We start from the raw sequence: 22,467 nt of genomic DNA, 5'->3' as shown, positions 1-22,467 counted from the left end.
ATGTTGTTTTGAATGTAAAAATTTGTGGATATATTTCTTTTTGGAAGCTTTAGATACAAACATAAAATTGATGGAGAATTAACCATGACCATGAAGCTTAGGAAACAATCAAAAAATAGGGCCATTAACAGGGAGATCCATGATGATGTGGGTAAGGACCCTGAGGAACTTGATCAATTCCTGGAAAATATTGGAAAAAAAATAGACGAAACAAAGGAACTCATCATCCATGAACTTCATAAGATTCCAGAGACAGGAAAACCAGAAAAGAAGACTGAACCTAGAAGATCCCTTAATAAAAGGCAGTAAACAAAATTTTATTTATCCCAACTTTTCAAGGGCATTTGAAACTGCTTCTTGGACTTCTAAACTATCATCTTTTAAAAGATTCTTCAGTGGACTGACAGCTTTTTTATCTCCTATACTTCCCAAAGATTCTGCAGCTGCTTTTCTAACCCATGAATTTCCATCTTTCAATGTTTGAATAAGTGGTTCTACAGATTTTTTTAAACCAATGACCCCAAGAGCCTCAGCAGCTTGACTGCGAATTTGCCATTTATCATTGGACAGGGCACTTGTAAGAAGATCTACCGAGGGTTCACCAATTTCCACCAGTGCTACCATGGATTTATTTCTAACACCACTGTTCTCATCCCCCAATGTTTCAATCAATCCGGGAACTGCTCGTTCATCCCCTATTTTTCCCAGTATCTCGGATGCATACCATCTTATTTTCCAATTCTTATCTTCAAGAGATTTTAAAAGGGGTTTGACAGAGGGACTTCCAATTTCAACAAGTTGAACTGTGGCCTGTTTTTGAAGTTCATGATCATCGGATTTGAGAGATTTTACGAGTTCCTCAACAGACTGTTTTGTTGGTTTAGGGTTTTCATCAGTTGATTCCATCCCTGAATTGGGTCCTGTAATTTTTCCAATGGCAAATGCAGCTTCCCTTCGAACAGATTCATCCTGCTCAAATTTAAGAAGCCTTGTGAGTCCTTTAATATCTCCTTCTCGTTCCATTTTTTTAATATCGGGTTTTTGTAGCCCTAAAATTTTCTTGAGGTCCATTATCTTTTCCACCTTGACTAAAAAAATCTTCTAAATTTGTTAGTTGGGAAAATCATTAGTAGATCGATACTTAATAATTTTTAAACTGTATTAACATTTATAAGAAATTATTTGGTTTGCATGTCTTTGAAGTTTACACTTGTGAAACATTTATTTTTGATACACTAAAAAGTAGTTGTGATACAGTTAGTTAAAAAAATTTTATTTTATTGGTGGTCCGAGATATGGCAATAACAGCTAAACTGAACATAGAAAAAACGTACGTGAAAATAGAAAACAGTTGCACTGGAACATTTTTACTTTTAAACAAAGAAGAAGCAGTCAAATTAATGGATGATCTGGCTGTTGTTACAGAAAAAATGTAAATAAATATTAAAGTTTGAGAACAGATAATATGTATTGAATTATTGTTACAGTTGAATTGATGATTAACATGGATAACAGGCTAAAAGTAGGGTTGGGAGTTATATTTTGCGTTTTAGGTGTTCTAATTATTGTAAGCAATTTTTTTTACATGATTGTAATACCTGGGGGGCTGTTTTCAATTCTTGTGGGATCCATGTTGATCTACGATTCAGTTAAAAAATAATAAAAATTGGAGACGAGTTTTTTTTTAACTATGTGGGGAGGAAAGTGATTTGTTTTTAGAGGAATTAGAACTGAAGATTGGTAAATTTATTGAAACCAGTGATATGAACTTGGTAGAGGATCTTGATGGGCTGCAGATATTTGACAAGCCCCTCATTGGAGTGGCAGCTTCGGATGATTCCCTCTGGAACACCTTGAAAAAACCCGAAGTTGTGGGGCCTGACCATATGGCACCTACTGAATGGATGTCCGAATCAAAATCCGTTCTATCATATTTTCTGCCCTTCACTGAAGCTGTGAGAAAATCAAACAGAACTAAGGGTATGCCTTCAATAGAATGGCTTTACGGACGTTGGGATGGTGAACTATTTAACAATGCACTTCGATCCTTTATGGTGGAATCTTTAGAAGATCAGGGTTTCAGAGCTGTTGCACCTGCACTGAATGAAGGATTTTCTGTGGAAAACCATAAGAGCAACTGGTCCGAGCGTCATGTTGCCTACATAGCTGGTCTTGGAACCTTCAGCATTAACAGATCATTAATAACCAACAGGGGAACAGCAGGCCGTTTTGGAAGTGTTATAACAGATTGGGAGCTTGAACCCAAACCTAGGGATTACACAGAAGTTAACGAGTACTGTGATGGTTGTGGTAGTTGTATTTCACGGTGTCCATGCAAGGCAATAACCATGGAAACCATGGACAAGGAGCAGTGTTTCGGTTTCTTAAACAAAATATTAAAAAGAAACCATCCCCGTTACGGTTGTGGAAAATGTCAAACAGCAGTTCCATGTGAATTTACAAATCCAACGACTCATGATGGTTGAATAAAAAAATAGTTAAATTTTGGAATGGGAAATTTCCTATTTCTTCCATTCCTTACAATTTATTTTTGGTGTTCAATTTTTTAGATTTCAACCTATTATTTCTTGTTTAGTAGAGTAGTGTGGGGTTTTCTTTTTCATCTATATGTTGTAATCGTTCGTGGGTTGTTTGGTTTAGTGTGTCAATGGATTCCATGATGTCGTCAAAGAGCATTTCCACCATATCCTTGCTGAAACTTTCCTTCACAACAATTCTTAACACCGCCACATCATCTGCGTCCTCAGGGAGTGTGTAAGCAGGTACAATCCATCCTTTTTGTCTTAACTTTTCTGATAGATGGAATACAGTGAAGTCACAGTTTTTAAGCTGGACAGTTACGATTGGAAACTGTATGCTTTTGTTTATCACATCGAATTTTCCTGATCCATTCAGTTTGGATGCTAAATAATGGGCATTTTCGCTCATATTTTCCATGATGTCTCTGTAACCTTTCATTCCCAATCTTATGAGGTTGTAGTACTGTGCTATTATTGTGCTGCTGCCCTTTGAGAAGTTAAGGGAGTAGTTGGGCATTATTCCTCCGAGGTAATTTATTTTAAATATGAGTTCTTCTGGAAGGTCTGATACATCTTTGAATATTAGCCATCCCACACCAGGATACACCAGTCCGTACTTGTGTCCAGAAACATTGATTGATCTGACCTGTTCGAGTCTGAAGTCCCATTTAAGGTCGGGATTTAAAAATGGCAGAACAAATCCCCCACTTGCTCCATCAACATGTATTGGTATGTCCCATCCCTTGGTTTTTTTAATTTCAACCAGGGCATCATTTATTTCTTCCACTGGATCCATTTGTCCTGTGAATGTGGTTCCGACCACTGCACCCACTGCTATGGTGTTTTCATCCACATGTTTTTTAATATCTTCCGCTGTAACAGTGTACACATCTTCTTTTAGTCCGCTTATACAGCTAAATGAAGACATTATTTGGGTTATTTCTGTTTCTGTTTCTTTGCAAATGTTCTTCTTGAGTGGTATGAGTTTGAGTTCCACATCGAAGTAGAGTGCAAACTTTTCCCATACTGTGTGGACATCTGCACCTATCACGATGTTGGGTTTGTCTGTGGATTTTCCTTCTGCTTCTCTTCGCTTTTTCCATGACCATTTGTGTGCAAGTAAACCGAGCATTATAGATTCTGAGGAACCTATTGTGCCGCTTCCAATTGATTTAGCATCTTTTGGTGCGTTGAATAGTCTTGAAAGCATGTTGACTACTCTGTTTTGAATCACTTCTGTTTGTGGGTATTCATCGTTGTCAACGTAGTTTTTTCCGATGCTTTCCATGATCAACATGTCTGCTTCAGGTTCCATCCAAGTTGTTACGAAACTTGCAAGGTTGAGTGCAGGGTTACCATCCAGATTCAGTTCATCATGTATTATTTGATATGCTGCTCTGGCAGGCATTCCTTCTTCAGACATTTCATACTTGGGTACAGTTTTTCTGAAGTAACGACTACCGTAAGTTGTTGTGTGTTCCCTTTCAGATTTGCTCATATGTTCCAGATTCTTTTTATCCGATAACATTAAATTATTCCCCCTTAATTTTTTTTTTATAAGTAGATGAGTTTCATTTCATAATTTTTATAATGCCTATGGAATTTATAACCTTGGAAATGTGAATGAAACATTTAAATTAAATTAAGGAAAACTGAATCCTGTAGATTTTGTGATTGGGTGGGCTGATTTCATTTTGTTTTAGTTTTTATCATAGATATATTTTTTATTTTGGATTTAAAATGTTCTGATGTGGTTTTATTTTGTTTGGGTTTTATTAGGTAGCGTTACAAAACTGTATGTAGTACATTTTAATGACGGTTTAGTATATACTTATATTTTACCATAATATTGATTGTCAGTCAAAATATTTTGAGGTGAAACTATGGGAGTTAAAGAAGAGATTCATGCACAAATTATGGGAGCACTAGCTGGGGCTAAATTTCCCCTTGAAACACCTGAAGAACTTTTAGGATCATTTCCAGATGGTGCAGAAACAACCTGCAGATCTGGTGAGGTTGAGCTTAAAGCTGGTGATGCAGGTAAAGTATTAACTGGTGAAGATTTCCCATTTAAAAGTGCAAAAGAAGTAGCTGATGTAATTGTTGAAAGGGCAGGTTTGTAAACCTCCCTTTTTTCTTGTTTTAAATAGTTTGAAGTCTTATTTTAGATGATTTTATTCTATTCTTGAAATTATTTTATTCTATTTTCAGGGTCATGGAATGGATATGGGGTCATGGCAAGTTTTATATGCAAGCATAAGGAAACATATTTCCGGTGATAGTTTGATTGATCTTAACAATAATTTACACATGATTATAGGTTTAGTTGGAATTGGGGGGCTGGCAGTGAGCATGCTGCTAGTAGGTGTTTTAATGTTTACTTTATCAGCATTTTATCTGAGGAAACCAATGATTGCAGGTTTAATAGGCAACCTTTCTTCATTCACAGTTGCTATTGGAGTCATACTCCTCTTCATAAGGAAAGATTTAAATAAAAACCAAACTTAACTATTTTTTTTCTTCATATCTGGTTAAAACATCGAGTAACTTAATTTATTCATGATTTTTTAGCTTTAACTTTTTGATCACAGATTCATAAACCCAATTTTTATTATTCCTTTTTAGTTGAATTTTGTATGATGGGTTGAACAAACTCACCATGTTACAACCATACATTTAATTAGTTGTTTATTTATGTTGATTTGTTAAACAGTTAATGATATAAACCAGTATTTGGGGCAAATAATTTCAATTTAGATGTAATATTATTTTTAGCCAATAATTATTACTTAAATGTAATATTTACAATAATATTCTATTTATTTTTGGAAAAGAAACGAAAGTTTAATAAATAGAGTTATACTACTTTTTTATTAATTTAAATGATTTAAATAACTTCAGGATTGGTTATTTTTTTGAATTGTTTATTCATTTGAAGGTTTAGAATTAATAAAATCTTATGGGTATATAAAAATCATATGATAGGTGATGTACAATGCTTAATGTCATGTTCAATGCGAAATCGGTTGCAGTTATAGGTGCATCTGAAACCAAGGGTAAAATAGGAAATGATTTGATGATCTCTCTGTTAAATTATTACCATGGAGATATCGTACCAATAAATCCAAAGGGTGGAGAAGTAATGGGGATTCCAGCACATACCTCCATCAAGGATTATGGATACGTAGATCTTGCTGTTATAGTCATACCTGCTCCATTAGTTCTCAGGGCAGTGAGGGATTGTGGAGAAACAGGAATCAAAAATGTGGTTGTGATATCTGCAGGATTTAAAGAGGCAAGTGAAGAGGGAGCAAGGCTCGAGAAGGAACTGGTGGAAATATGCAATGAATTCAACATAAACCTGGTTGGTCCTAATTGTTTGGGTATAATGAATACCTACAACGATATGAATGCATCGTTCTCTTCAGACATTGCACACAAGGGAAAAATTGGTTTCATGACCCAGTCAGGAGCAATATTTGCTGCAATTCTTGACTACGCAGATAAGAAGAACATAGGATTTTCCAGACTCATAAGTCTTGGTAACAAGGCAGGGGTCAATGAGAAGGAGTGCATGGAAAATTTCATGGAAGACGAAAACACAGGTGTAATAACAGCCTACCTCGAGGGAATCGTGGATGGTCCGGGATTTATCCAAGCAAGCAGAAAAGCTTCGAAGAAAAAACCTGTGGTTGTTATAAAGTCCGGAACAACTGCCAAGGGATCAGAGGCAGTGTCTTCCCACACTGGAACAATAGCAGGTTCGGACTCTGCATACGATGCAGCATTTTCCCAATGTGGAATTCTTCGTGCAAGTTCCCTTGAAGAGATGATGGACTTCTCCAGAACTCTAGCACTTTTCCCACTTCCTAAGGGTAATAAAGTAGCCATAATCACAAATGCTGGTGGTCCCGGTATCATGACAACAGATGCTACCATCAAGGCAGGTCTAGAACTTGCAAATTTAACTGATGAAACCAAACAAAAATTAAGGGAAGGATTACCAGACACAGCAAACGTTAAAAATCCAGTGGATGTACTTGGAGATGCCAGCCCAGAAAGGTTTGGATTTGCACTGGACATAGTGCTTCAAGACCCAAATGTTGACGGTGTGATCTACCTTGTAACACCACAATCAGTAACTGATCCAGAGGGAACAGCCAAGGTTGCAATAAAACACGCAACCAAATGTGCTAAACCAGTTCTTTTCAGTTTCTTCGGAGGAACCCGATGTGAAGAAGCAGAAAAAGTTTTAACAGATAAGATGGTCCCAAACTACCTGTATCCAAAGACAGCTGTAACAAGTATGAAGGCACTCTACGACTACACAGTCATAAAGAATCAGGAATATCCTGAACCACCTAAGTACGATGTGGATAGAGCTAAGGTCGAGGCCATAATTGCGGATGCAAGAAATAGGGGTGTCACAACCCTAGGTTTAGAATCATTCGACCTTTTAAAGGCCTATGGTATACCAACAGTTGGAACAGCAATAACCAAAACAGTGGAAGAAACTGTTGAGGCTGCAGAGGAAATTGGATATCCTCTGGTCATGAAAATAATGTCTCCACAGATATCACACAAGTCAGATGTTGGCGGAATCAAACTCAACCTCTACAGTGCAGCTGATGTGAGGGAAGCCTACGAAGACATGATGGAAAACATACCTAAACTTGAACCTGAAGCTGTACTTGAAGGTGTTCAACTTCAAAAGATGCTCTCCGGGGGCAAGGAAGTGATCATTGGAATGATCCAGGACCCAACATTTGGACCAACCCTCATGTTTGGATTGGGTGGTACATATGTGGAGATACTAAAGGATGTTAAATTTGCCATTGCACCAGTAAATGAAATGGAAGCCAGTAATATGATAAAGGGAGTTAAATCCTATAAACTTCTGGAAGGTGCACGTGGAGAAAATGCAGCAGACATGGCATCAATAACAGACACCATTCTCAGAATATCACAGCTCGTCACAGATTTCCCAGAGATCAACGAGTTTGAGATAAACCCGCTCATGGTATTCGATGAGGGAGAAGGTGCACTGGCAGTGGACATGAGGTTAATATTGAAGGATGAATAGGTCCACCACCAATTTTTCTTTTTTTATATTTTTTTTAATGTAAACTGTTAGAACTGAAATATTTTCATTAACTTCTATATATTACATTTTACAAATTTAGTATTCCATTCTATAAACTTAAATAATATAACTTTTAATGTTAAAATGGAGGTAGAATAAATGAATCATACAAAGAATTTTTTTGGTTTGTTAATTGCTTTCATGTGTCTTGCAATGATCTCAGGATCTTCCGCAGCAAATCCCGATACTAAAAATATAGATCAAGGAGGCGCATTTCCTTGCTATAAGTTGACGATAAATTTAGTTTGCAATCCCTCAACAGGATATATGTGGGTACCAGAATTCAACTCTTCCGAAGTTAAATGGATAAACGATAGTTACATCGATGGATCAGGATTAATTGGTGAAGACAAATTAGAACAATTTGTATTTGTGGGTGTAACAGGTGCAAAAGTTGTAATGAAACTTGAAAATCCTAATAAACAGGTGGTTGCAATAAAAACTTACAAAATACCGGGATTTTTCTTTGATTATTAAATTAATCCCATAAAAATATTTCAAGTAAACTTAAAATCTCCACATTTTCTTATTTAATTTATATTCCATGGATTAAATCCTAAAAAAAGAATATAAACTGATTTTACACAGATTTCCCAAACCTGGTCTTTTTAGTCATGATATGTTTGAATTTGCCCATCTAAAAAAATAAAGAAGAATGAAATGAGAATGGAATGTATATTTTACAGCTTCACATAGTTGGGTAACCTAGACTGATCTTTATAGAAGTTTATAATCTTAGCGTAGGTATATACTAATTTTTTAAAGGAAACTGTTCCTAAACTGGTTTTAATGTTCTTCGGTGGTGTACCATGGTTTTTGAAGTATTTCTGAATTGATGCTGCTACTCCTAAGTATTCGGGTCTGTTGATCTGGCCTGGTGTGTAGTTTGCTACTGATTTGTAGCCATAATCAGTTGATGGTATAACTATTGGATTCAGATTTCCATTTTTGATATTCTGTGTAGCTGTGGTAAGTAGCCAGAGTAGTTGTGGCATGCTGATGTAATGGTCAGATACCAATATGTTCACTGGTAAATCATGATGTAATTCGTAGTACTGTTTTATGCTTGTTGCTGCAGTTGTTAATTGTTTAACAGTTAAACTGTTAACAGCCACGCTGGTTGATACCCTTTGATTATCAACTTTAGCAGAAACATAGGCTATTTCACCATTGTTTAAATTGGTTAGTGTGGTTTTTGTTTTTCCATTTGCGAAATTATAATTCTTAAGATTTCCCCGGGTTGTCATGAAATTTGCGGAATAGTTGTATGGTACAGTTACACCTGAGCCATAATAAACACCGTAATTATCATGGAGTAAATCAGCAGTTATTGTTGAAGATTTTCCAGGTTTTACCATTGATGGACTGGCATTAATTGATAGAACTATCCATGGATTGTAATTGATGCTTCCATTTCCCTTGTTGTAAACCTGTGCTTTAATATTTGCCAGGCTATTGTATCCCCACCAATTTAAAATTGCACCAACATTTCCACCGTTGTTGTAGATGGCTTTACCTTTAGCTGCGTTGTTAGCCACGATCCTGTTGAAATGAGCATTTACATTCCCATATTCATTGTAAATAACTCCTCCATTGACAAGTGCCCTGTTAGAGCTGAGGTTGTTTCCGTTTAAATTTAAAGTTCCCTGGAAATTGTAGATACTGCCTCCATTGTTTGCTGTGTTGTTTACGAAACTGCTTCCAGTTACTGTTAAGAGTCCTACATAGTTGATGATGGCCCCTCCATTTGGGGATGTGTTGTTTTTAAATTCACTTCCAGATACTGTTAAGTTACCATTTGTATAAATGGCTCCACCCATATCTCCATAGTTAGAATTAAAAATACAGTTCAGAACAAGTTCTGTTCCGTACATATTATTCCTGAGAGCTCCTCCCCTGTTGGAATGATTTTTTGTGAATTTTGAGTTTATCAAAGTAGCTGTTCCATCGTTGTAAACAGCACCACCATTTGATCCTGAGTTGGATGTGAAATCACTGTTTGTGACTGTTAATGCACCATGATATCCCTCATTTTCGATGGCACCCCCTGTATCGTTTGCATTGTTGCTGGTGAATTTACTTCCAGAAACGTTTAAGGTCCCCTTGTCACTGTTGAATATTGCTCCGCCGCTTTTGTTTACCGAGTTGTTTTTGAATAAGCTGTTTGTAACAGTCAACCTGTTCTGGTTGTATAAGCTTCCTCCATCATCCAGAGCAAAGTTGTTGGTGAAGCTGGTGTTTGAAATAGTTGAATTTCCAGTGTTAAAAACTGCCCCTCCACTGTCAGTTGCTTGGTTATGGTTGAATTGGGAGTTGTTAATGTTTATTACTCCTGTTAAATGGTTATATATTGCTCCACCATTGTTGGTTGCTTCATTTTCTGTGAAGCTGTTTCTGTTTATTTTCAAAATTTTTGAGTTGTATATTGCCCCACCAAAGAACCATGCTGTGTTGTGGTTAAAACTGTTGTTGGTCAGTGTTAATTCATTGTAGTTAGTCAATGCACCACCAACTCCGTTTGGTGCGGTGTTGTAGTTAAATACACTGTTATTTATGGTTAATGTTCCATAGTTATCTATTGCGCCTCCGCCCATGGCGGTGTTGTTGGTGAATAGGGTTTTTTCAACCTTTAAGTTACCATTATTTTTTATGGCTCCCCCAACTGATATTGCACCGTTATTTTCAAATTTACAGTCACTCAGTTTCAGAGTTCCATTATTTTCAATGGCCCCTCCACTAAAGGCTTTTCCATTTATAAATGTTATGTTAATTATGCTCAGATCCACACCTTGAGGTATGATAAAAATATTTCCAAGACCTTCAGCATTGATCTGGGTTTTTTGGTACGATTTACCCAGAATTTTCATATTGGATTTAATTGTGATGCCGTGCTCCTTGTAAATTCCATTTCCAATGTACACTGTTCCTCCAGATTTCACTGTTCCAGTGGCATTTAATATGGTGGATTTGGGTCCGCTTTTTGTAGTGCTGTTATAAGTGGCACTTTGACCATCCCAACTGTTGTTACCATGAGTGCTTACATAAATGGATGAAGGGTTAGCTGCGGATACAGAACTAACTCCAAATGAAAAAATAAGTGTAATTCCAATGAGCAACAGAACCAAATTAGTCGGTACTTTACAATTACTGTTGATATTCATGATGGCGGTATCCTCCTAAAAAATTTTATTAAATTAATAAAATATTCATAATATTTGATATTCTTTATCCACATATAACACTTATCAAATAATTATTATAAAAACGGAATTTTTGTTTAAAACGACAAAAAATCTGGCAGGTTTTTGATAAAAAAAGACTTCAAATATTTTAAAGTATCTTGTATATTTTAAGATTATTTAGGGGAACAAATCTAAAATAAGCAGTGTTGACTTTTTATTCAAAAAAAGCTGTGTTTTTAGTTACTGGATTTATTATCAAATTTTAATACTAAAAAAATAGGTGGATTAATAAATTCCTTTTTCAGAATTTATTAGTCAAATGACTTACATTTTAGATTTTAACATTTCACGGCTTTTTTTGAGATATTTAAGTTTAAGTTCTAACATCTCAATTTTTTCATCCATTTTCATGGCATACATTGCCATCATATCTTCTTTACTCATCATTTCCATCATTTTTTCACCCATCATGTCATGTCCACCCATCATATGTTCTTTGTGTTGTCCCCACATAGTATCTCCCTCTTTTATTTTTTTTTCAAAAACTATATTATATAAGGTGTTAAGAAATTCAACTTCTACAGTCTTAATTCACCTTAATACATTATTATACAGCATAATTAATACAATTTTTGATCCATAAATTTGCATATTACAATGAGATGATAACTTTTGTTTGGAAGTTACCTTGGAATGGTAGTTGGGAAAATGAAAAATTAATAATATTAAAAAATCAGAAGTCCTAAGTTAACCAGTAGTTAGTCAGAATGAAATTTTTATTAAATCAAGATCTATGTAAAAAAAAATTGATGAATTTTTATTAAATTTTTTCTAAAAGGGCAACGCCTTCACGTGTGAGTTCTACAACGTGGCCGTCTGAACCTTTTCCAGCGTACTTGATATGTCTTTTATGTCTGAGATCATGGATGTAACTTCTTAAAAGTGGGCATTTTATCTTCAGTTTTTCTGATATTTCCCTTTCAGATATACCGTTTTCAGCTTTAGCCACCAACTTTATGATTTTAATTTCATGTTCTTCCATTACTATCACTCCTAATAGCCAATACATACTATTTAATCACAGTACTATTAACATTTAACGATTTTAATCTGTTTAACGATCATATCTGGATTTGGCCAACAAGAAAATTAGGAGATTATCCATACAAATACCCATCCATTTCAATAAAAAATTTGTGGAAATATGTAGATACTTGGTTAAACAGATAGTTAACCATGGAAGAACACGAACAAGTTGAAGTAAAAATTGATGATGACTTTGTTATACTGGTTGATAAGGGATTGGAAGACGTTGTTGAAAACTTCTTTCACTGGGAAATTGAAACCTGCAACTCATGCATTGATTACAAGGGATCTGTGTGGATAGAATTCTGCGACTTCGAAGAATGGCAGAAATTTCTACAGTTGGCATTAAAAAACAAAATCGAAACAAATGCCGTCCCTGAAACAGACACCCTATGGAATTTCCTCCAAGAAAAAGTCAATGTAAAACTAGTTTACGATGAAGAACTCATGGAAGACCCAAACAACGAAGATGAAGTATTAGGAACAGGAGTGCTCATTATCTGCGTGGGACTAACCTTCCCAAGGGAATACTTGGATGAGTTTAAAAAATTATTCTTCCAAGTCTTTAAACCGGAATAAAGATTTGGAATGATGAAAATACACATTATCCCTTATTTTTTAGGTTAATTTTCATATTTAGAGCATTATATTTCCTAGATCAAGGATTTCCTTGATTTTACTTATTTTTTTTAGAAATCTTTAAATTTCTAATATCACTTTTAATATATTCCTATCTCTCTTTAAGATGACAAACAATCTATTTACCACGATATATATATATAAGTTTACAGTTTCATTTTTACCTATTGGGGGTTTTTATTCGATTGTGACCTCACTAATGTAGCTATGAACCTTCATGAATCCTAAAGTTTAACTAAAAATAATGGGTTGGATAAAATTAAGAAAGTTAAAGCGGTTTTATGGATTTTTGTTATTTAAGCGTGTTCTCCAATATTTTGCAATGAATCCTCCTAAAAATCCTAATATTGGATTAATAATCATCAAGATTATCAGTACGGAAGTTACAGATCTAAAAATTAGTATCATTGGTAAATATCCTACTATCGAACCTGTTAAACCTTCATAAAATCCTATTATTGCTTTATTTGTTTTAGATAAGTATGTGGAAGTGAAACCACCCACAATAAATATTAGAATTACTAATATATCTGAACCTGGAATATTTGCTGGCAAAATAAATGTTAAAAAACCAACGAAAAAAATTCCAATTATTATGGCACTAAGTGTAGAATATCTTTTCAACATTAATCTCCGGGATTTTTTTTTATATCTAATGTAACTTCTTTATCTAATGAAACACATGAGTTATCCGTTCTGATATGAATTTAGCCGTAATGCTATCTGTTAAAATGATCTTACTAATCAATTCTTTGATGCTAAATAAATTTGATTTAACAATAATAATCAATTTATAAAGGATTCATTTTTTTGAAAATATTTATAACCAAATGATTCATATCAAATATTCTTAATTTATCAATTAGTACCATATAGAATAAAAATAATGTTTTAAATTGAGAAATGGATTTTCCTAACTATTCTAGCTTCAATTGTGTTTAGATTAATTATTTGCTTCGAATTTTGTTGATGAAGTCTTATAAAGCTTTTAAATCTATTGTTCAAGTAATTAATATATTTTATTCCGTATTATAACTCCTATAATTCCACCTATAGCATCCAAAATCATTGTGAAAATCGCATTGATAATTCCACCCACGAATAAGTAAAATATTATATGATTAGCTGATGGTAGATTAAGAAGAGGTATAACAAGCAAAATTCCCAGAATAAATCCCCCTATAATTCCGGTAATAATTCCATTTTTAGCACCATTCTTATAATCGTTGTTGACAAGGTATCCCACGATTATCCCCGGAACAAACATACCAATAAAAGTACCATACTCAACTATTCGTAGAAATAGTCCTAGTACCACAACCAAAGTCGCTCCTAAAAAAATATATTTCCAATTTAACATATTATTATCAACTCCAAAGATCTTTCCAAGCCTTATACAAATCATCCAAAGATTGTAAAGTAGCAATCCTTCCACGAACTGCACCACAATATTTGTATTACTCCCATCGGGACCCTTTGCACCCTTAATATACATAAAAACTACTGAATGTAATAGTCTCTCTACCTAGTAAATTCAATGGTTTTTTCCAATCGTATCCGACTCAGAATTTATCGTATCTTGTATTTATAAAATTTATGTGGTATAGGTATAAAGAAGACCAACCTATATATCTAAAATTGTCTGCAGCTGTAACCACAAAGCCAATTAATATATGAAAATATATAAATGTTTTATAATATTGTATACAGTATAAATAATAGCTTATAAACTGTTATATACAAAAATAAATAAAATTAGAATTACATAACAACTTTTTATTTAATTCAGAGTAAACATCTACTCCTTTTTTAACAAATCTGAGAGTTCAGTTATTTCTTTTTTAATGTCTTGAAGGGAAGTTTCAATATTTTTTATCCTTTCTTCCCTTTCATCTTCAGTTTTCTTTGATTTGCTCATTAACCACGATGCAAGTGATGCTGTTAGAACACCTACAAATGATACACCTATAAGCATCATGAAAACAGATATGGCTTCGCCATCGTAGGTGGCTGGGCTGATGTTACTGTTTCCTGCAACCATGGTGGTGACTGTGAACCACAGAGCATCCCAAAATGAGTGTATGCTGGGATTTGAGCCGTTTTCTACGATGTAAAATATGATGGTACCTGCAAAGAGCGTGAAAAGTAACATTCCAAATGCAAAGTTGATGTGTGTCTGCTTGAAAAATGAGGATATATACTTCCACTCACGTCTGAAGAGCGCAAACAATCTTGCCAACCTGAAAATTCTAAGGAACCTTGCAAAGAACACGTAGGTAGGATTCAGTGCGAAAATATCGAAGGGGATCATGGCGATGATATCAGGCCAGTTACGTTTAATGAACTGTTTTTTATCAGTTTCTTTACGCATCCTGTGGATAAAATCAAAAAATAATATTATGCACACCATTAAATCGAAATAAATAACAGATACAAATATAGAGTAGCTGACACTGGTGAAGGTTATCAACATCAACATTACAAGGTCTGCGATGATCAAAATAATAATGAAGGCTTCAAACAGATTTCTGATGTTGAATTTAGTTTCCATTTTTTTAATCCTCTTTTTAGTACTTTTGAATATTGACTATTTAAATCTTAATCAGATTTAGCTAATTTTAAATTATTAATTAAACAATTAATTTATATTATTAGTTTGGGGGTAAAAATGAATTCAATATGTAACAGGGAAGATAGTTGCACTTCTGCACAGAGGGAAGCAGCAAAACATTTTGAAGGTCCATTATTAATTGTGGCAGGTCCGGGCGCTGGAAAAACAAGGGTACTTGTTGAAAGGGTTGCGTATCTAGTTAAAAAGAAGAAGGTGGATCCAAGCAACATCCTCGTTATAACCTTCACAGTTAAAGCTGCAGAGGAATTAAAAGCCAGATTAAGCCACTGTGTGGGGCAAGAAATAGTTTCAATGCAGATATCCACCATTCACTCATTCTGTCACGAAATATTGAGGGACTACTCAGATTATCATGAGTTAGGTGCAACCTTTGATGTTTTAGATAGTGAAATGCAGCTCATGTTCATGAGGGCAAACTTCTACAAACTGGGAATAAACAGACTTGTTAATATGGGCAGAATTTCTGAAGTATTAGATGGATTTAATAAGTGCGGAGAGAACATCATCCCTCCAAACGAACTATCAGAGCACCTGAAAAAAAGATATCCTGACAACAAGAAATATCAGGAATTCTGCAAATCCTACGAAAAATATTTGGAGGCCCTTGGAGAACAAAAGAAAATAGACTTTGCAGGCCTACAAATTAACGTATTAAAACTTTTAAAGAATAATCCTGATGTTTTAAAGGCAATTCGAGATAAGTACAGGTTTATTTTGGTTGATGAGTACCAAGACACCAACCCAATACAGGACGAATTTTTTGATCTAATTTCAAACACGCACAAAAATATCTGTGTGGTTGGGGATGAGGATCAAAGTATATACGCTTTTCGTGGGGCGGATCCTTGGAACTTCATACGGTTCAAGGAGAAGTATGATTCAAAGTATGTTTCCCTCGATAAAAACTTCCGTTCAACATCTAACATAGTAAAACTATTCGATGGATTCATGGAAAACTACAGATCCTACCCAAAGAAGATAGAACCTTCAAGGGAATGTGGAAACAACATAATCATACTAAAAAGTGACGATGTTACAGACGAAGCAAAAAATGTTGTTAGAACCATAAAACAACTAAAAGAAGATGGTATAATTCCACACTACGGTTATGTTGCACTTCTATTTAGAAGTGTGAGGTATCATGCAAATAAAATAATTGCAGAACTTAAAAAGAACGACATACCATACACAGTCAAAGGACATGGATCGTTTTTAGACAGGAAAGAAATCCAAACAATGCTTTACATGTTGTCATACGTAGATCCACCCAGTTATGATGACAGATTCACATCATGGAACAACTGGTGGAATATTTCAATGTTCGAAACAGAGTTTTTAAATTTGAACCCAAAAACTGTTGAAGCACTGTACAACCTTGAAAAAGACTTTGATATCAGTTCTCTCCTGACAAAACAAGAATTTGTAGATATTGGAATGGAAGATGATCAGGATATAAACAAGTTACAACAGTTAAACCAGTTGAAACAGGAACTTTCAGAGAAACCACGAACCATACTCCAAACCTACTATGATATCCTAGAGATTTCAGGTTATTTGAAATGGTTGGTCACTGATGAAACCCCAAAAAATCAGGAGAAGATCTACAATCTGGCCCAGCTGAGTTCAATTTTAAACAAGTACGAATACATGAACAAAAACCCGAAAATTAAGGATTTCATGTTTTATCTCTATCTACTACCAAGTGGAATGCAGTACGACGAACATGTTGTGGACAATCCCTTTTCAGTTAATATATCAACGGTACATCAGTCCAAAGGCCTGGAATTTCCAGTTGTTTTCATATGTTCTGTTATTAAGAACAGATTTCCTGGAAGGAAGAAAAAAGAAAAAAATTTAGTACCCATACCCCAAGAACTCCTTTTAAAATTTAAAAAAAAGGATTTAACCCTGTTAACAGAAGACACAATTTTGCCCGATGAATTTGATATGGAGGAACGCAGATTGTTTTACGTTGCCATGACAAGGGCCCAGGATGTGCTGGTGGTTTCAACTGCAGACAAGATAAAGGTTAACAAAGTTGGTTACTCTCCCTACGTGAAGGAGATAGAGAAGATTGAAGAGGTAACTAACAGCTGCAAATTCATGGAAATGTGCAAAGATCGAGATTTGTCAAAGGAAAAACCAATATCCCTAAGTTATTCCTCAATAGACACCTACAACAGGTGTCCATTCATGTATAAAATGCTTTATGAATACGGATTTCAAACTCCTCCCTCTTACATGCAAAATTATGGTATTATAATCCACAACTGTCTTGAAAAAATTCATATAGGCCTTAAAAACGATGAAAATATCGATGGATCCCGAATTAAAGAAATAGTCCAAACATGTTGGATAACTCTTCACACTAACAAGAAGAAGGATGAAAATCAGAGGATGATGGTGGAAAGAAATTTATTGGACTACGTCCACGAAGTGAAGGATCACAGCAGAAAAATAATTTCAGCAGAAGAACCATTTTCCATCGTCAAAAAGAATATGGAGATAAATGGACGTACAGATTTGATACTTGAAAATAATCAGGGTGAAATAGAACTGTTAGATTTCAAGGCAAGGGAACAGATGGGAATAGAAAAAACAAGTGTTGAATTCCAACTAAAAATGTATGAGTATGCATTGAAGGATAAATACAAATTTGATAAACTCTGTGCATACACATTTAAAGACAAACAAAAGACTTTCTTCGATTCCAAACCTGAAGATATTGATGAACTTGATAAGAATTTGGAAAAATTATGCGACAAAATAAATGAACATGAATTCACACCTAAAGAAAGCAACTTCTGCACACACTGCGGATTTAAATTCTGCTGTTAAAGGGGATAATTAATATGGAAAATCAATTCAAAGACTTTTACGATGTACTGCGAGAAAACCTGGATAACTACAGGGGAGATTATGAGAGATTTGTGGACTACGGTCCGGATCTCTACAAATTACTATCAGATTTATTGAACGACCAATCATTAAAATCCAAGTACCGACTCAGAATATGCGCCACACTGGGTTACTTCGTAGTACCATTTGACATAATCCCCGAACAAATATACGGCCCCCATGGATACATAGATGACATATTCCTGTGTTCATATGTTTTAAACGAAGTTAAAGAAGAAATTGGAATAGAATTATTAGATGAACACTGGGATGGTGATGAAGAACTAGAAAATGTTTTGGATGTTTGTTACACCAGTTCCAAGGAAATATTAGGGGATAAAACAATTGAAATCCTGAACTATGTTGGGTTCATTTAAATTTATTAGTATACTAAATTTTTCGAATCCAAATCCTTCAGAAAACAGAATAATTCCCTTTTAATATTAAAATATTTAAATGATATTGAATTAAAAGCCTGGAATAAATATAACGGTACAGATTATAGCTTGTTTAATTTTGAAGTATTTCAAACCAGAATGCTGTATATCATAATTAATATTTTATGGAAATTATTTTAAAATTTTTAAAATCAGAATTTACATAATATGGAATTCATGTCAAAAAAAAAAATTGGGGAAAAAAATTTTAGTTGCTTTTTTTGGTTTTACCGTTTGAGCCTAGGAATGATTGTTCCACCAAGAACCAGGAGTAAAGCTGCAATTATTCCAGTGAATGGTACACCAGTTTTTTGCATGCCTATGGTTCCAGATGATTCTTTCGCAGCATTCAAAGTAGTTGAATGGTTTCCAGAATTGTTGTTACCACCAGCAGCTCGTACATGAACAGTTGTGGTCGCATTTTGTCCTGTGTTCAACAGTGTAGCAGTGTTTACAATATTTGTTCCGGCTACAGAAGCTGTAGGGGTTACAAATATTCGTAATATTGCATTAGTTCCACTTAACAGGGTTCCAACATTCCATATTCCGGTAATATGGTTGTAGGTTCCTTGTGTTGCAGTGTAACTGTTGAATGTTAATCCATTATGGATTAAATCCATCACCTGAACACCAGTTGCATTTGTTGCACCATTATTTGTCACGCTTAACGTGTAATGGAACTTATGGCCCACTATAGGTTTACTTGTACTTGCAGTTTTAGTTAAAACCACATTTGCTGCAGATACAGTATTAACAAATATAGCTGAATTAGCTATCTGTCCTGTTGTTGTTGCAGAGTTTATTACTGTTTCACCTGCTACAGAAGCTGTAGGGGTTACAAATATTCGTAATATTGCACTAGCGCCATTTAACAGGGTTCCAACGTTCCATATTCCTGTAATGTGGTTGTAGGTTCCTTGTGTCGCAGTGTAACTGTTGAAAGTTAGCCCGCTTGGCACATGATCAGTTACCTGAACATTGTTAGCTGTATTAGGGCCGTTATTCTTCACAGTTACTATGTAATGGAATCTATGACCCACGTTACTCACAATTTCACTAGCAGTCTTAGTTAAAACCACGGGCACAGGACTTACTGGTACAGATACAGTTGCGGTTGCTGAATGACCAGATGTTGTTGCGGTGTTTATTATGGTTGTACCTGCTGCAGCAGCTGTAGGGGTTACAAATAGTTGTAACGTTGCAACAGCCCCACTTAACAGGGTTCCAACATTCCATATTCCCGTTGCACTGTTGTAGGTTCCTTGTGTAGCGGTGTAACTGTTGAAGGTTAAACCACTAGGTATATGATCAGTCACCTGAACACCTGTTGCGGTATTTGAACCATTATTTGTTGCAATTAACGTATAATGGAACTTTTGACCCTCATTAGGTGTACTTGTACTTGCAGTTTTGGTTAAACCGATAGTTGGTGGTGTTGAAGGTATGGTTACAGTTGTACTGTTGGTAGTGTTTGTATTGACAAGTGTTACATTTTTAGTAACAAGTGTACCTGCTAAGGAAACTGTAGGTGTGACAAACAGTTGTAATACAGCACTTGCACCACTTGCTAATGTACCTATATTCCATATTTCAGTGGAATGTGTATATGTTCCCTGGCTTGCAGTGTAACTATTAAATGTTAAACCTGCAGGTATACCATCAGTCAACTGCACATCTGTAGCTGCATCAGGACCATTGTTAGTCACAGTTATTGTGTAATGGAACTGCTGACCTACAGCAGGTGAACTGTTACTGGCAGTGATGGTAAAGGTCATGTTATAAATCTTGAAAGGATTTACAGCCACGGTACCTACCACATCACCGGCCACAGGACCTGTTACAGAACCCCACCAGTTGTTAACAGCATTTACTACTCCTATATTTGCAGGAATAGGGCTTGTGACAAATACATTGTTGTTTTGTGTAGAAACAACATTGTTGACAATATCTCTACCAGTTGATGCATGATTGTCCACAAGAGCATTATCTGTTACACTTGAGGTAGCTGCATTTGCTAGAGTTGTACTTGTTAGTGAGTTTTGAGTTACAGTTGATACTGCGTCGTTGTATAGAGCCCCACCACTTTGAGCAGTGTTACCAGCCAAGGTACTAAAGGTTGCTGTTATTGTAGCAACATTGTTTATGAGGTAACTTGTAAACGTACTGGTAGTTGCACTGGTTATAGCGGCATTATACAGGGCTCCACCATTATTTGAAGCAATATTGCCCATTATTGCACTATCTGTGATTGTTACAGTTCCAGTGTTAAGTGCAGCTGCTGGACCTGTGAGGGTTACAGCATTACGCGTTACAAAATTAGCAACGTTACTCACAGCACCACCATTAGTAGCTTTATTTCCTAAAAATGTGCTACCTGTGATTGTAACTGTCCCACCATTCTTTGTAATGATGGTACGTGTTAATGTGCTGCTATCAACCACGCTGAAAGTAGCATCATTTGCTATTGCTCCACCGTTGTTTCCAGCGGTGTTGCCGGTAAATATACTTTTATTTACAACTAAAGTTCCACCATTCTGTGTTATTGTGTAATCTGTGAGTGTTGTACTGGTTGTTATGTTTATGGTTCCACCGTTGAATATAGCTCCACCATTTTGCGTTGCGGTGTTACCTGTAAATGTAGAGTTGTTTACAGTTAATGTTCCACCGTTTGCTCCAATGGTTTCACCGGTATGTGTGGTTGAATCATAAGTTAATGTGCCGCCGTTGTAGATAGCTCCACCATTTGTTGCAGAGTTACTCTTGAAAACACTATTTGTAACAGTTAAAGTTCCATCGTTATGGATACCACCACCAGAAACTCCCTTTCCATGGGTAATTATTAAATTTCTGAAGTGTGCCGTAACTCCTTTACTGATGAGAAATATTGTTCCAAGATTTTGGCCGTCTATTGTGGCATAACCATTGCTAAATACATTGAAATCCAGATTTTTAGTGATTAAAAGTCCATGTTCAAAGAATGTTGCACCTTTTTCAAGCATGATGGTGTCTCCACTTTGAGCATCTGTAATTGCAGAAGCAATTGTTGGGAAAATGTATCCTGCAGGGTGTCCTCCACGGGCCACGGGAGCTCCACTATTATAAATTTGTGGATCTGCTATCTTTTGTCCGTTTTTAGAGTTTGGTGAATTAGAGTTTTTGTTATTTTTTGAAGAGTTAGTTTTGGCCTTTGACTGAGCAGTTGTCTGGGTATTCGCAACTTGTCCAGTACTAGTCACTTTAACATCATGTGATGAAGTTACCACATGGTTAGATGTGCTATTTGCCGCACTAACATCGTTAACAGAGAATGATAAAACTAAAGTTAGGGCTACCAGAAGTAATGGAACCAATATTTTAGTTTTATTTTCAAATATGAAGTTGTTACTGTCTTCGTTTGTAATTTTTTGTTTTCTTATATTTTCACCTCCTTTATGTTTATTCTCGGATTGAGAAAATCATAAATTATTGGGGTCTAAATAATTGAAAACATGTTATTACATCCATAAAATATCCAACAACGATAGGACTAAATTAAAAATAATTGTTGAAAGCATTGATCAATAGTATTCTTTTGCTGTTTTTATGCAAATAAAAACATTGAATTCGGAGTGTAATGACATTTCCCATCCTAATTATTATTTTTGGTTTCCATAACCTAAATAGTTTATCATTATATGCTGAAAAAAGTTGAAATAAATTCAATTAAGCCCCACTTAGGATGTATTTTTTTTATATTATCTGTGAATACCAATAAAATTGTATAAAATGAAATTGGAATTTAGAAATGGAGCATTAAATTTTTTAAAATTAGAATTTCTTTAATTTAATGTTTATATGAATAAAATAAACCCATTCAAATAATTTAAAGTTGAAAAGCAACTAACAATTTGTTTATTTGATGTTACAAGAG

General features: G+C 35.1%; 20 protein-coding genes. 11 read left to right on the top strand and 9 right to left on the bottom strand.

The genetic code is table 11. The features are described 5' to 3' along the window. The first annotated feature begins 84 nt into the window (after nucleotides 1–84). Nucleotides 85–309: a hypothetical protein gene (locus METBO_RS08230; RefSeq protein WP_013645235.1), complete on the top strand. Its 225-nt coding sequence runs from the start codon at nucleotides 85–87 to the stop codon at nucleotides 307–309. Nucleotides 310–321: 12 nt separating this feature from the next. Here METBO_RS08230 and METBO_RS08225 read toward each other — a convergent pair whose 3' ends face one another. Further along, the gene (locus METBO_RS08225) at nucleotides 322–1,071 is read right to left on the bottom strand and encodes a HEAT repeat domain-containing protein (RefSeq protein ID WP_013645234.1); all 750 of its coding nucleotides are present in this window, start codon (nucleotides 1,069–1,071) and stop codon (nucleotides 322–324) included. 224 nt (nucleotides 1,072–1,295) lie between these two features. Here METBO_RS08225 and METBO_RS13655 point away from each other — a divergent pair, with 224 nt between their 5' ends. The 3 genes from METBO_RS13655 to METBO_RS08220 all read left to right on the top strand — a co-directional run bounded on the left by METBO_RS13655 (nucleotide 1,296) and on the right by METBO_RS08220 (nucleotide 2,486). Then, complete coding sequence (locus METBO_RS13655) at nucleotides 1,296–1,436, top strand: hypothetical protein (protein ID WP_013645233.1); 141 nt, start codon at nucleotides 1,296–1,298, stop codon at nucleotides 1,434–1,436. Nucleotides 1,437–1,504: 68 nt separating this feature from the next. After that, nucleotides 1,505–1,660: a hypothetical protein gene (locus tag METBO_RS13650; protein ID WP_158304904.1), complete on the top strand. Its 156-nt coding sequence runs from the start codon at nucleotides 1,505–1,507 to the stop codon at nucleotides 1,658–1,660. Nucleotides 1,661–1,709: 49 nt separating this feature from the next. Beyond that, the gene (locus tag METBO_RS08220) at nucleotides 1,710–2,486 is read left to right on the top strand and encodes a 4Fe-4S ferredoxin (protein WP_013645232.1); all 777 of its coding nucleotides are present in this window, start codon (nucleotides 1,710–1,712) and stop codon (nucleotides 2,484–2,486) included. Between the two features lie 106 nt (nucleotides 2,487–2,592). Here METBO_RS08220 and METBO_RS08215 read toward each other — a convergent pair whose 3' ends face one another. After that, nucleotides 2,593–4,068 (bottom strand): pyridoxal-dependent decarboxylase, encoded by a 1,476-nt coding sequence (locus tag METBO_RS08215; protein ID WP_013645231.1) that lies wholly within the window; start codon nucleotides 4,066–4,068, stop codon nucleotides 2,593–2,595. Between the two features lie 355 nt (nucleotides 4,069–4,423). Here METBO_RS08215 and METBO_RS08210 point away from each other — a divergent pair, with 355 nt between their 5' ends. The 4 genes from METBO_RS08210 to METBO_RS08195 all read left to right on the top strand — a co-directional run bounded on the left by METBO_RS08210 (nucleotide 4,424) and on the right by METBO_RS08195 (nucleotide 8,160). Beyond that, nucleotides 4,424–4,663 carry an MTH865 family protein gene (locus METBO_RS08210; RefSeq protein ID WP_013645230.1) on the top strand — a complete coding sequence of 80 codons (240 nt, stop codon included), beginning with the start codon at nucleotides 4,424–4,426 and terminating at the stop codon, nucleotides 4,661–4,663. Between the two features lie 97 nt (nucleotides 4,664–4,760). After that, complete coding sequence (locus METBO_RS08205) at nucleotides 4,761–5,048, top strand: hypothetical protein (protein WP_013645229.1); 288 nt, start codon at nucleotides 4,761–4,763, stop codon at nucleotides 5,046–5,048. 487 nt (nucleotides 5,049–5,535) lie between these two features. Further along, the gene (locus METBO_RS08200; RefSeq protein WP_013645228.1) at nucleotides 5,536–7,623 is read left to right on the top strand and encodes an acetate--CoA ligase family protein; all 2,088 of its coding nucleotides are present in this window, start codon (nucleotides 5,536–5,538) and stop codon (nucleotides 7,621–7,623) included. Between the two features lie 159 nt (nucleotides 7,624–7,782). Beyond that, nucleotides 7,783–8,160 (top strand): protease inhibitor I42 family protein, encoded by a 378-nt coding sequence (locus tag METBO_RS08195; RefSeq protein WP_013645227.1) that lies wholly within the window; start codon nucleotides 7,783–7,785, stop codon nucleotides 8,158–8,160. A 203-nt stretch (nucleotides 8,161–8,363) separates the two neighbouring features. Here the strand turns inward: METBO_RS08195 and METBO_RS08190 are convergent, their stop codons facing one another. From METBO_RS08190 to METBO_RS08180, 3 genes are all read right to left on the bottom strand, one after another. Next, entirely contained in the window at nucleotides 8,364–10,844 is a 2,481-nt protein-coding gene (locus tag METBO_RS08190) for a hypothetical protein (RefSeq protein WP_013645226.1), read from the bottom strand. A 345-nt stretch (nucleotides 10,845–11,189) separates the two neighbouring features. Beyond that, the gene (locus tag METBO_RS08185; protein ID WP_013645225.1) at nucleotides 11,190–11,378 is read right to left on the bottom strand and encodes a hypothetical protein; all 189 of its coding nucleotides are present in this window, start codon (nucleotides 11,376–11,378) and stop codon (nucleotides 11,190–11,192) included. Nucleotides 11,379–11,685: 307 nt separating this feature from the next. Next, on the bottom strand, nucleotides 11,686–11,907 hold the full coding sequence (locus tag METBO_RS08180; RefSeq protein WP_013645224.1) for a hypothetical protein: 222 nt from the start codon (nucleotides 11,905–11,907) through the stop codon (nucleotides 11,686–11,688). 194 nt (nucleotides 11,908–12,101) lie between these two features. Here METBO_RS08180 and METBO_RS08175 point away from each other — a divergent pair, with 194 nt between their 5' ends. Then, on the top strand, nucleotides 12,102–12,530 hold the full coding sequence (locus METBO_RS08175; protein WP_013645223.1) for a hypothetical protein: 429 nt from the start codon (nucleotides 12,102–12,104) through the stop codon (nucleotides 12,528–12,530). Between the two features lie 339 nt (nucleotides 12,531–12,869). Here METBO_RS08175 and METBO_RS08170 read toward each other — a convergent pair whose 3' ends face one another. The 3 genes from METBO_RS08170 to METBO_RS08160 form a co-directional block, all read right to left on the bottom strand. Continuing rightward, nucleotides 12,870–13,217, bottom strand: a complete 348-nt coding sequence (locus tag METBO_RS08170) for a hypothetical protein (protein WP_013645222.1) — start codon at nucleotides 13,215–13,217, stop codon at nucleotides 12,870–12,872. A 382-nt stretch (nucleotides 13,218–13,599) separates the two neighbouring features. Further along, nucleotides 13,600–14,085, bottom strand: a complete 486-nt coding sequence (locus METBO_RS08165; RefSeq protein ID WP_227717211.1) for a DUF5518 domain-containing protein — start codon at nucleotides 14,083–14,085, stop codon at nucleotides 13,600–13,602. A gap of 303 nt (nucleotides 14,086–14,388) precedes the next feature. Beyond that, entirely contained in the window at nucleotides 14,389–15,141 is a 753-nt protein-coding gene (locus METBO_RS08160; RefSeq protein ID WP_013645220.1) for an ion transporter, read from the bottom strand. A 117-nt stretch (nucleotides 15,142–15,258) separates the two neighbouring features. Between METBO_RS08160 and METBO_RS08155 the strand changes: the two genes are divergently transcribed. Together METBO_RS08155 and METBO_RS08150 are read left to right on the top strand one after the other, a co-directional pair. Further along, nucleotides 15,259–18,060, top strand: a complete 2,802-nt coding sequence (locus METBO_RS08155) for an ATP-dependent helicase (protein WP_013645219.1) — start codon at nucleotides 15,259–15,261, stop codon at nucleotides 18,058–18,060. Nucleotides 18,061–18,074: 14 nt separating this feature from the next. Beyond that, nucleotides 18,075–18,497 (top strand): YkvA family protein, encoded by a 423-nt coding sequence (locus tag METBO_RS08150; protein ID WP_013645218.1) that lies wholly within the window; start codon nucleotides 18,075–18,077, stop codon nucleotides 18,495–18,497. 287 nt (nucleotides 18,498–18,784) lie between these two features. Here the strand turns inward: METBO_RS08150 and METBO_RS08145 are convergent, their stop codons facing one another. After that, entirely contained in the window at nucleotides 18,785–21,907 is a 3,123-nt protein-coding gene (locus tag METBO_RS08145) for a DUF11 domain-containing protein (RefSeq protein WP_013645217.1), read from the bottom strand. Between the last annotated feature and the right edge of the window lie 560 nt (nucleotides 21,908–22,467).

This window comes from Methanobacterium lacus (assembly GCF_000191585.1).
In the GTDB taxonomy this organism is placed as follows: domain Archaea; phylum Methanobacteriota; class Methanobacteria; order Methanobacteriales; family Methanobacteriaceae; genus Methanobacterium_B; species Methanobacterium_B lacus.
The sequence above is the reverse complement of the archived record's forward strand: the minus strand, read 5'-3'. Positions and strand labels throughout refer to the sequence as shown.

Coding starts and splice junctions, on each gene's coding strand:
- METBO_RS08230 (WP_013645235.1), top strand. CDS start 85: ATGACCATGAAGCTTAGGAAACAATCAAAAAATAGGGCCATTAACAGG.
- METBO_RS08225 (WP_013645234.1), bottom strand. CDS start 1,071: ATGGACCTCAAGAAAATTTTAGGGCTACAAAAACCCGATATTAAAAAA.
- METBO_RS13655 (WP_013645233.1), top strand. CDS start 1,296: ATGGCAATAACAGCTAAACTGAACATAGAAAAAACGTACGTGAAAATA.
- METBO_RS13650 (WP_158304904.1), top strand. CDS start 1,505: ATGGATAACAGGCTAAAAGTAGGGTTGGGAGTTATATTTTGCGTTTTA.
- METBO_RS08215 (WP_013645231.1), bottom strand. CDS start 4,068: ATGTTATCGGATAAAAAGAATCTGGAACATATGAGCAAATCTGAAAGG.
- METBO_RS08210 (WP_013645230.1), top strand. CDS start 4,424: ATGGGAGTTAAAGAAGAGATTCATGCACAAATTATGGGAGCACTAGCT.
- METBO_RS08205 (WP_013645229.1), top strand. CDS start 4,761: ATGGATATGGGGTCATGGCAAGTTTTATATGCAAGCATAAGGAAACAT.
- METBO_RS08200 (WP_013645228.1), top strand. CDS start 5,536: ATGCTTAATGTCATGTTCAATGCGAAATCGGTTGCAGTTATAGGTGCA.
- METBO_RS08195 (WP_013645227.1), top strand. CDS start 7,783: ATGAATCATACAAAGAATTTTTTTGGTTTGTTAATTGCTTTCATGTGT.
- METBO_RS08190 (WP_013645226.1), bottom strand. CDS start 10,844: ATGAATATCAACAGTAATTGTAAAGTACCGACTAATTTGGTTCTGTTG.
- METBO_RS08185 (WP_013645225.1), bottom strand. CDS start 11,378: ATGTGGGGACAACACAAAGAACATATGATGGGTGGACATGACATGATG.
- METBO_RS08180 (WP_013645224.1), bottom strand. CDS start 11,907: ATGGAAGAACATGAAATTAAAATCATAAAGTTGGTGGCTAAAGCTGAA.
- METBO_RS08175 (WP_013645223.1), top strand. CDS start 12,102: ATGGAAGAACACGAACAAGTTGAAGTAAAAATTGATGATGACTTTGTT.
- METBO_RS08170 (WP_013645222.1), bottom strand. CDS start 13,217: ATGTTGAAAAGATATTCTACACTTAGTGCCATAATAATTGGAATTTTT.
- METBO_RS08165 (WP_227717211.1), bottom strand. CDS start 14,085: ATGTATATTAAGGGTGCAAAGGGTCCCGATGGGAGTAATACAAATATT.
- METBO_RS08160 (WP_013645220.1), bottom strand. CDS start 15,141: ATGGAAACTAAATTCAACATCAGAAATCTGTTTGAAGCCTTCATTATT.
- METBO_RS08155 (WP_013645219.1), top strand. CDS start 15,259: ATGAATTCAATATGTAACAGGGAAGATAGTTGCACTTCTGCACAGAGG.
- METBO_RS08150 (WP_013645218.1), top strand. CDS start 18,075: ATGGAAAATCAATTCAAAGACTTTTACGATGTACTGCGAGAAAACCTG.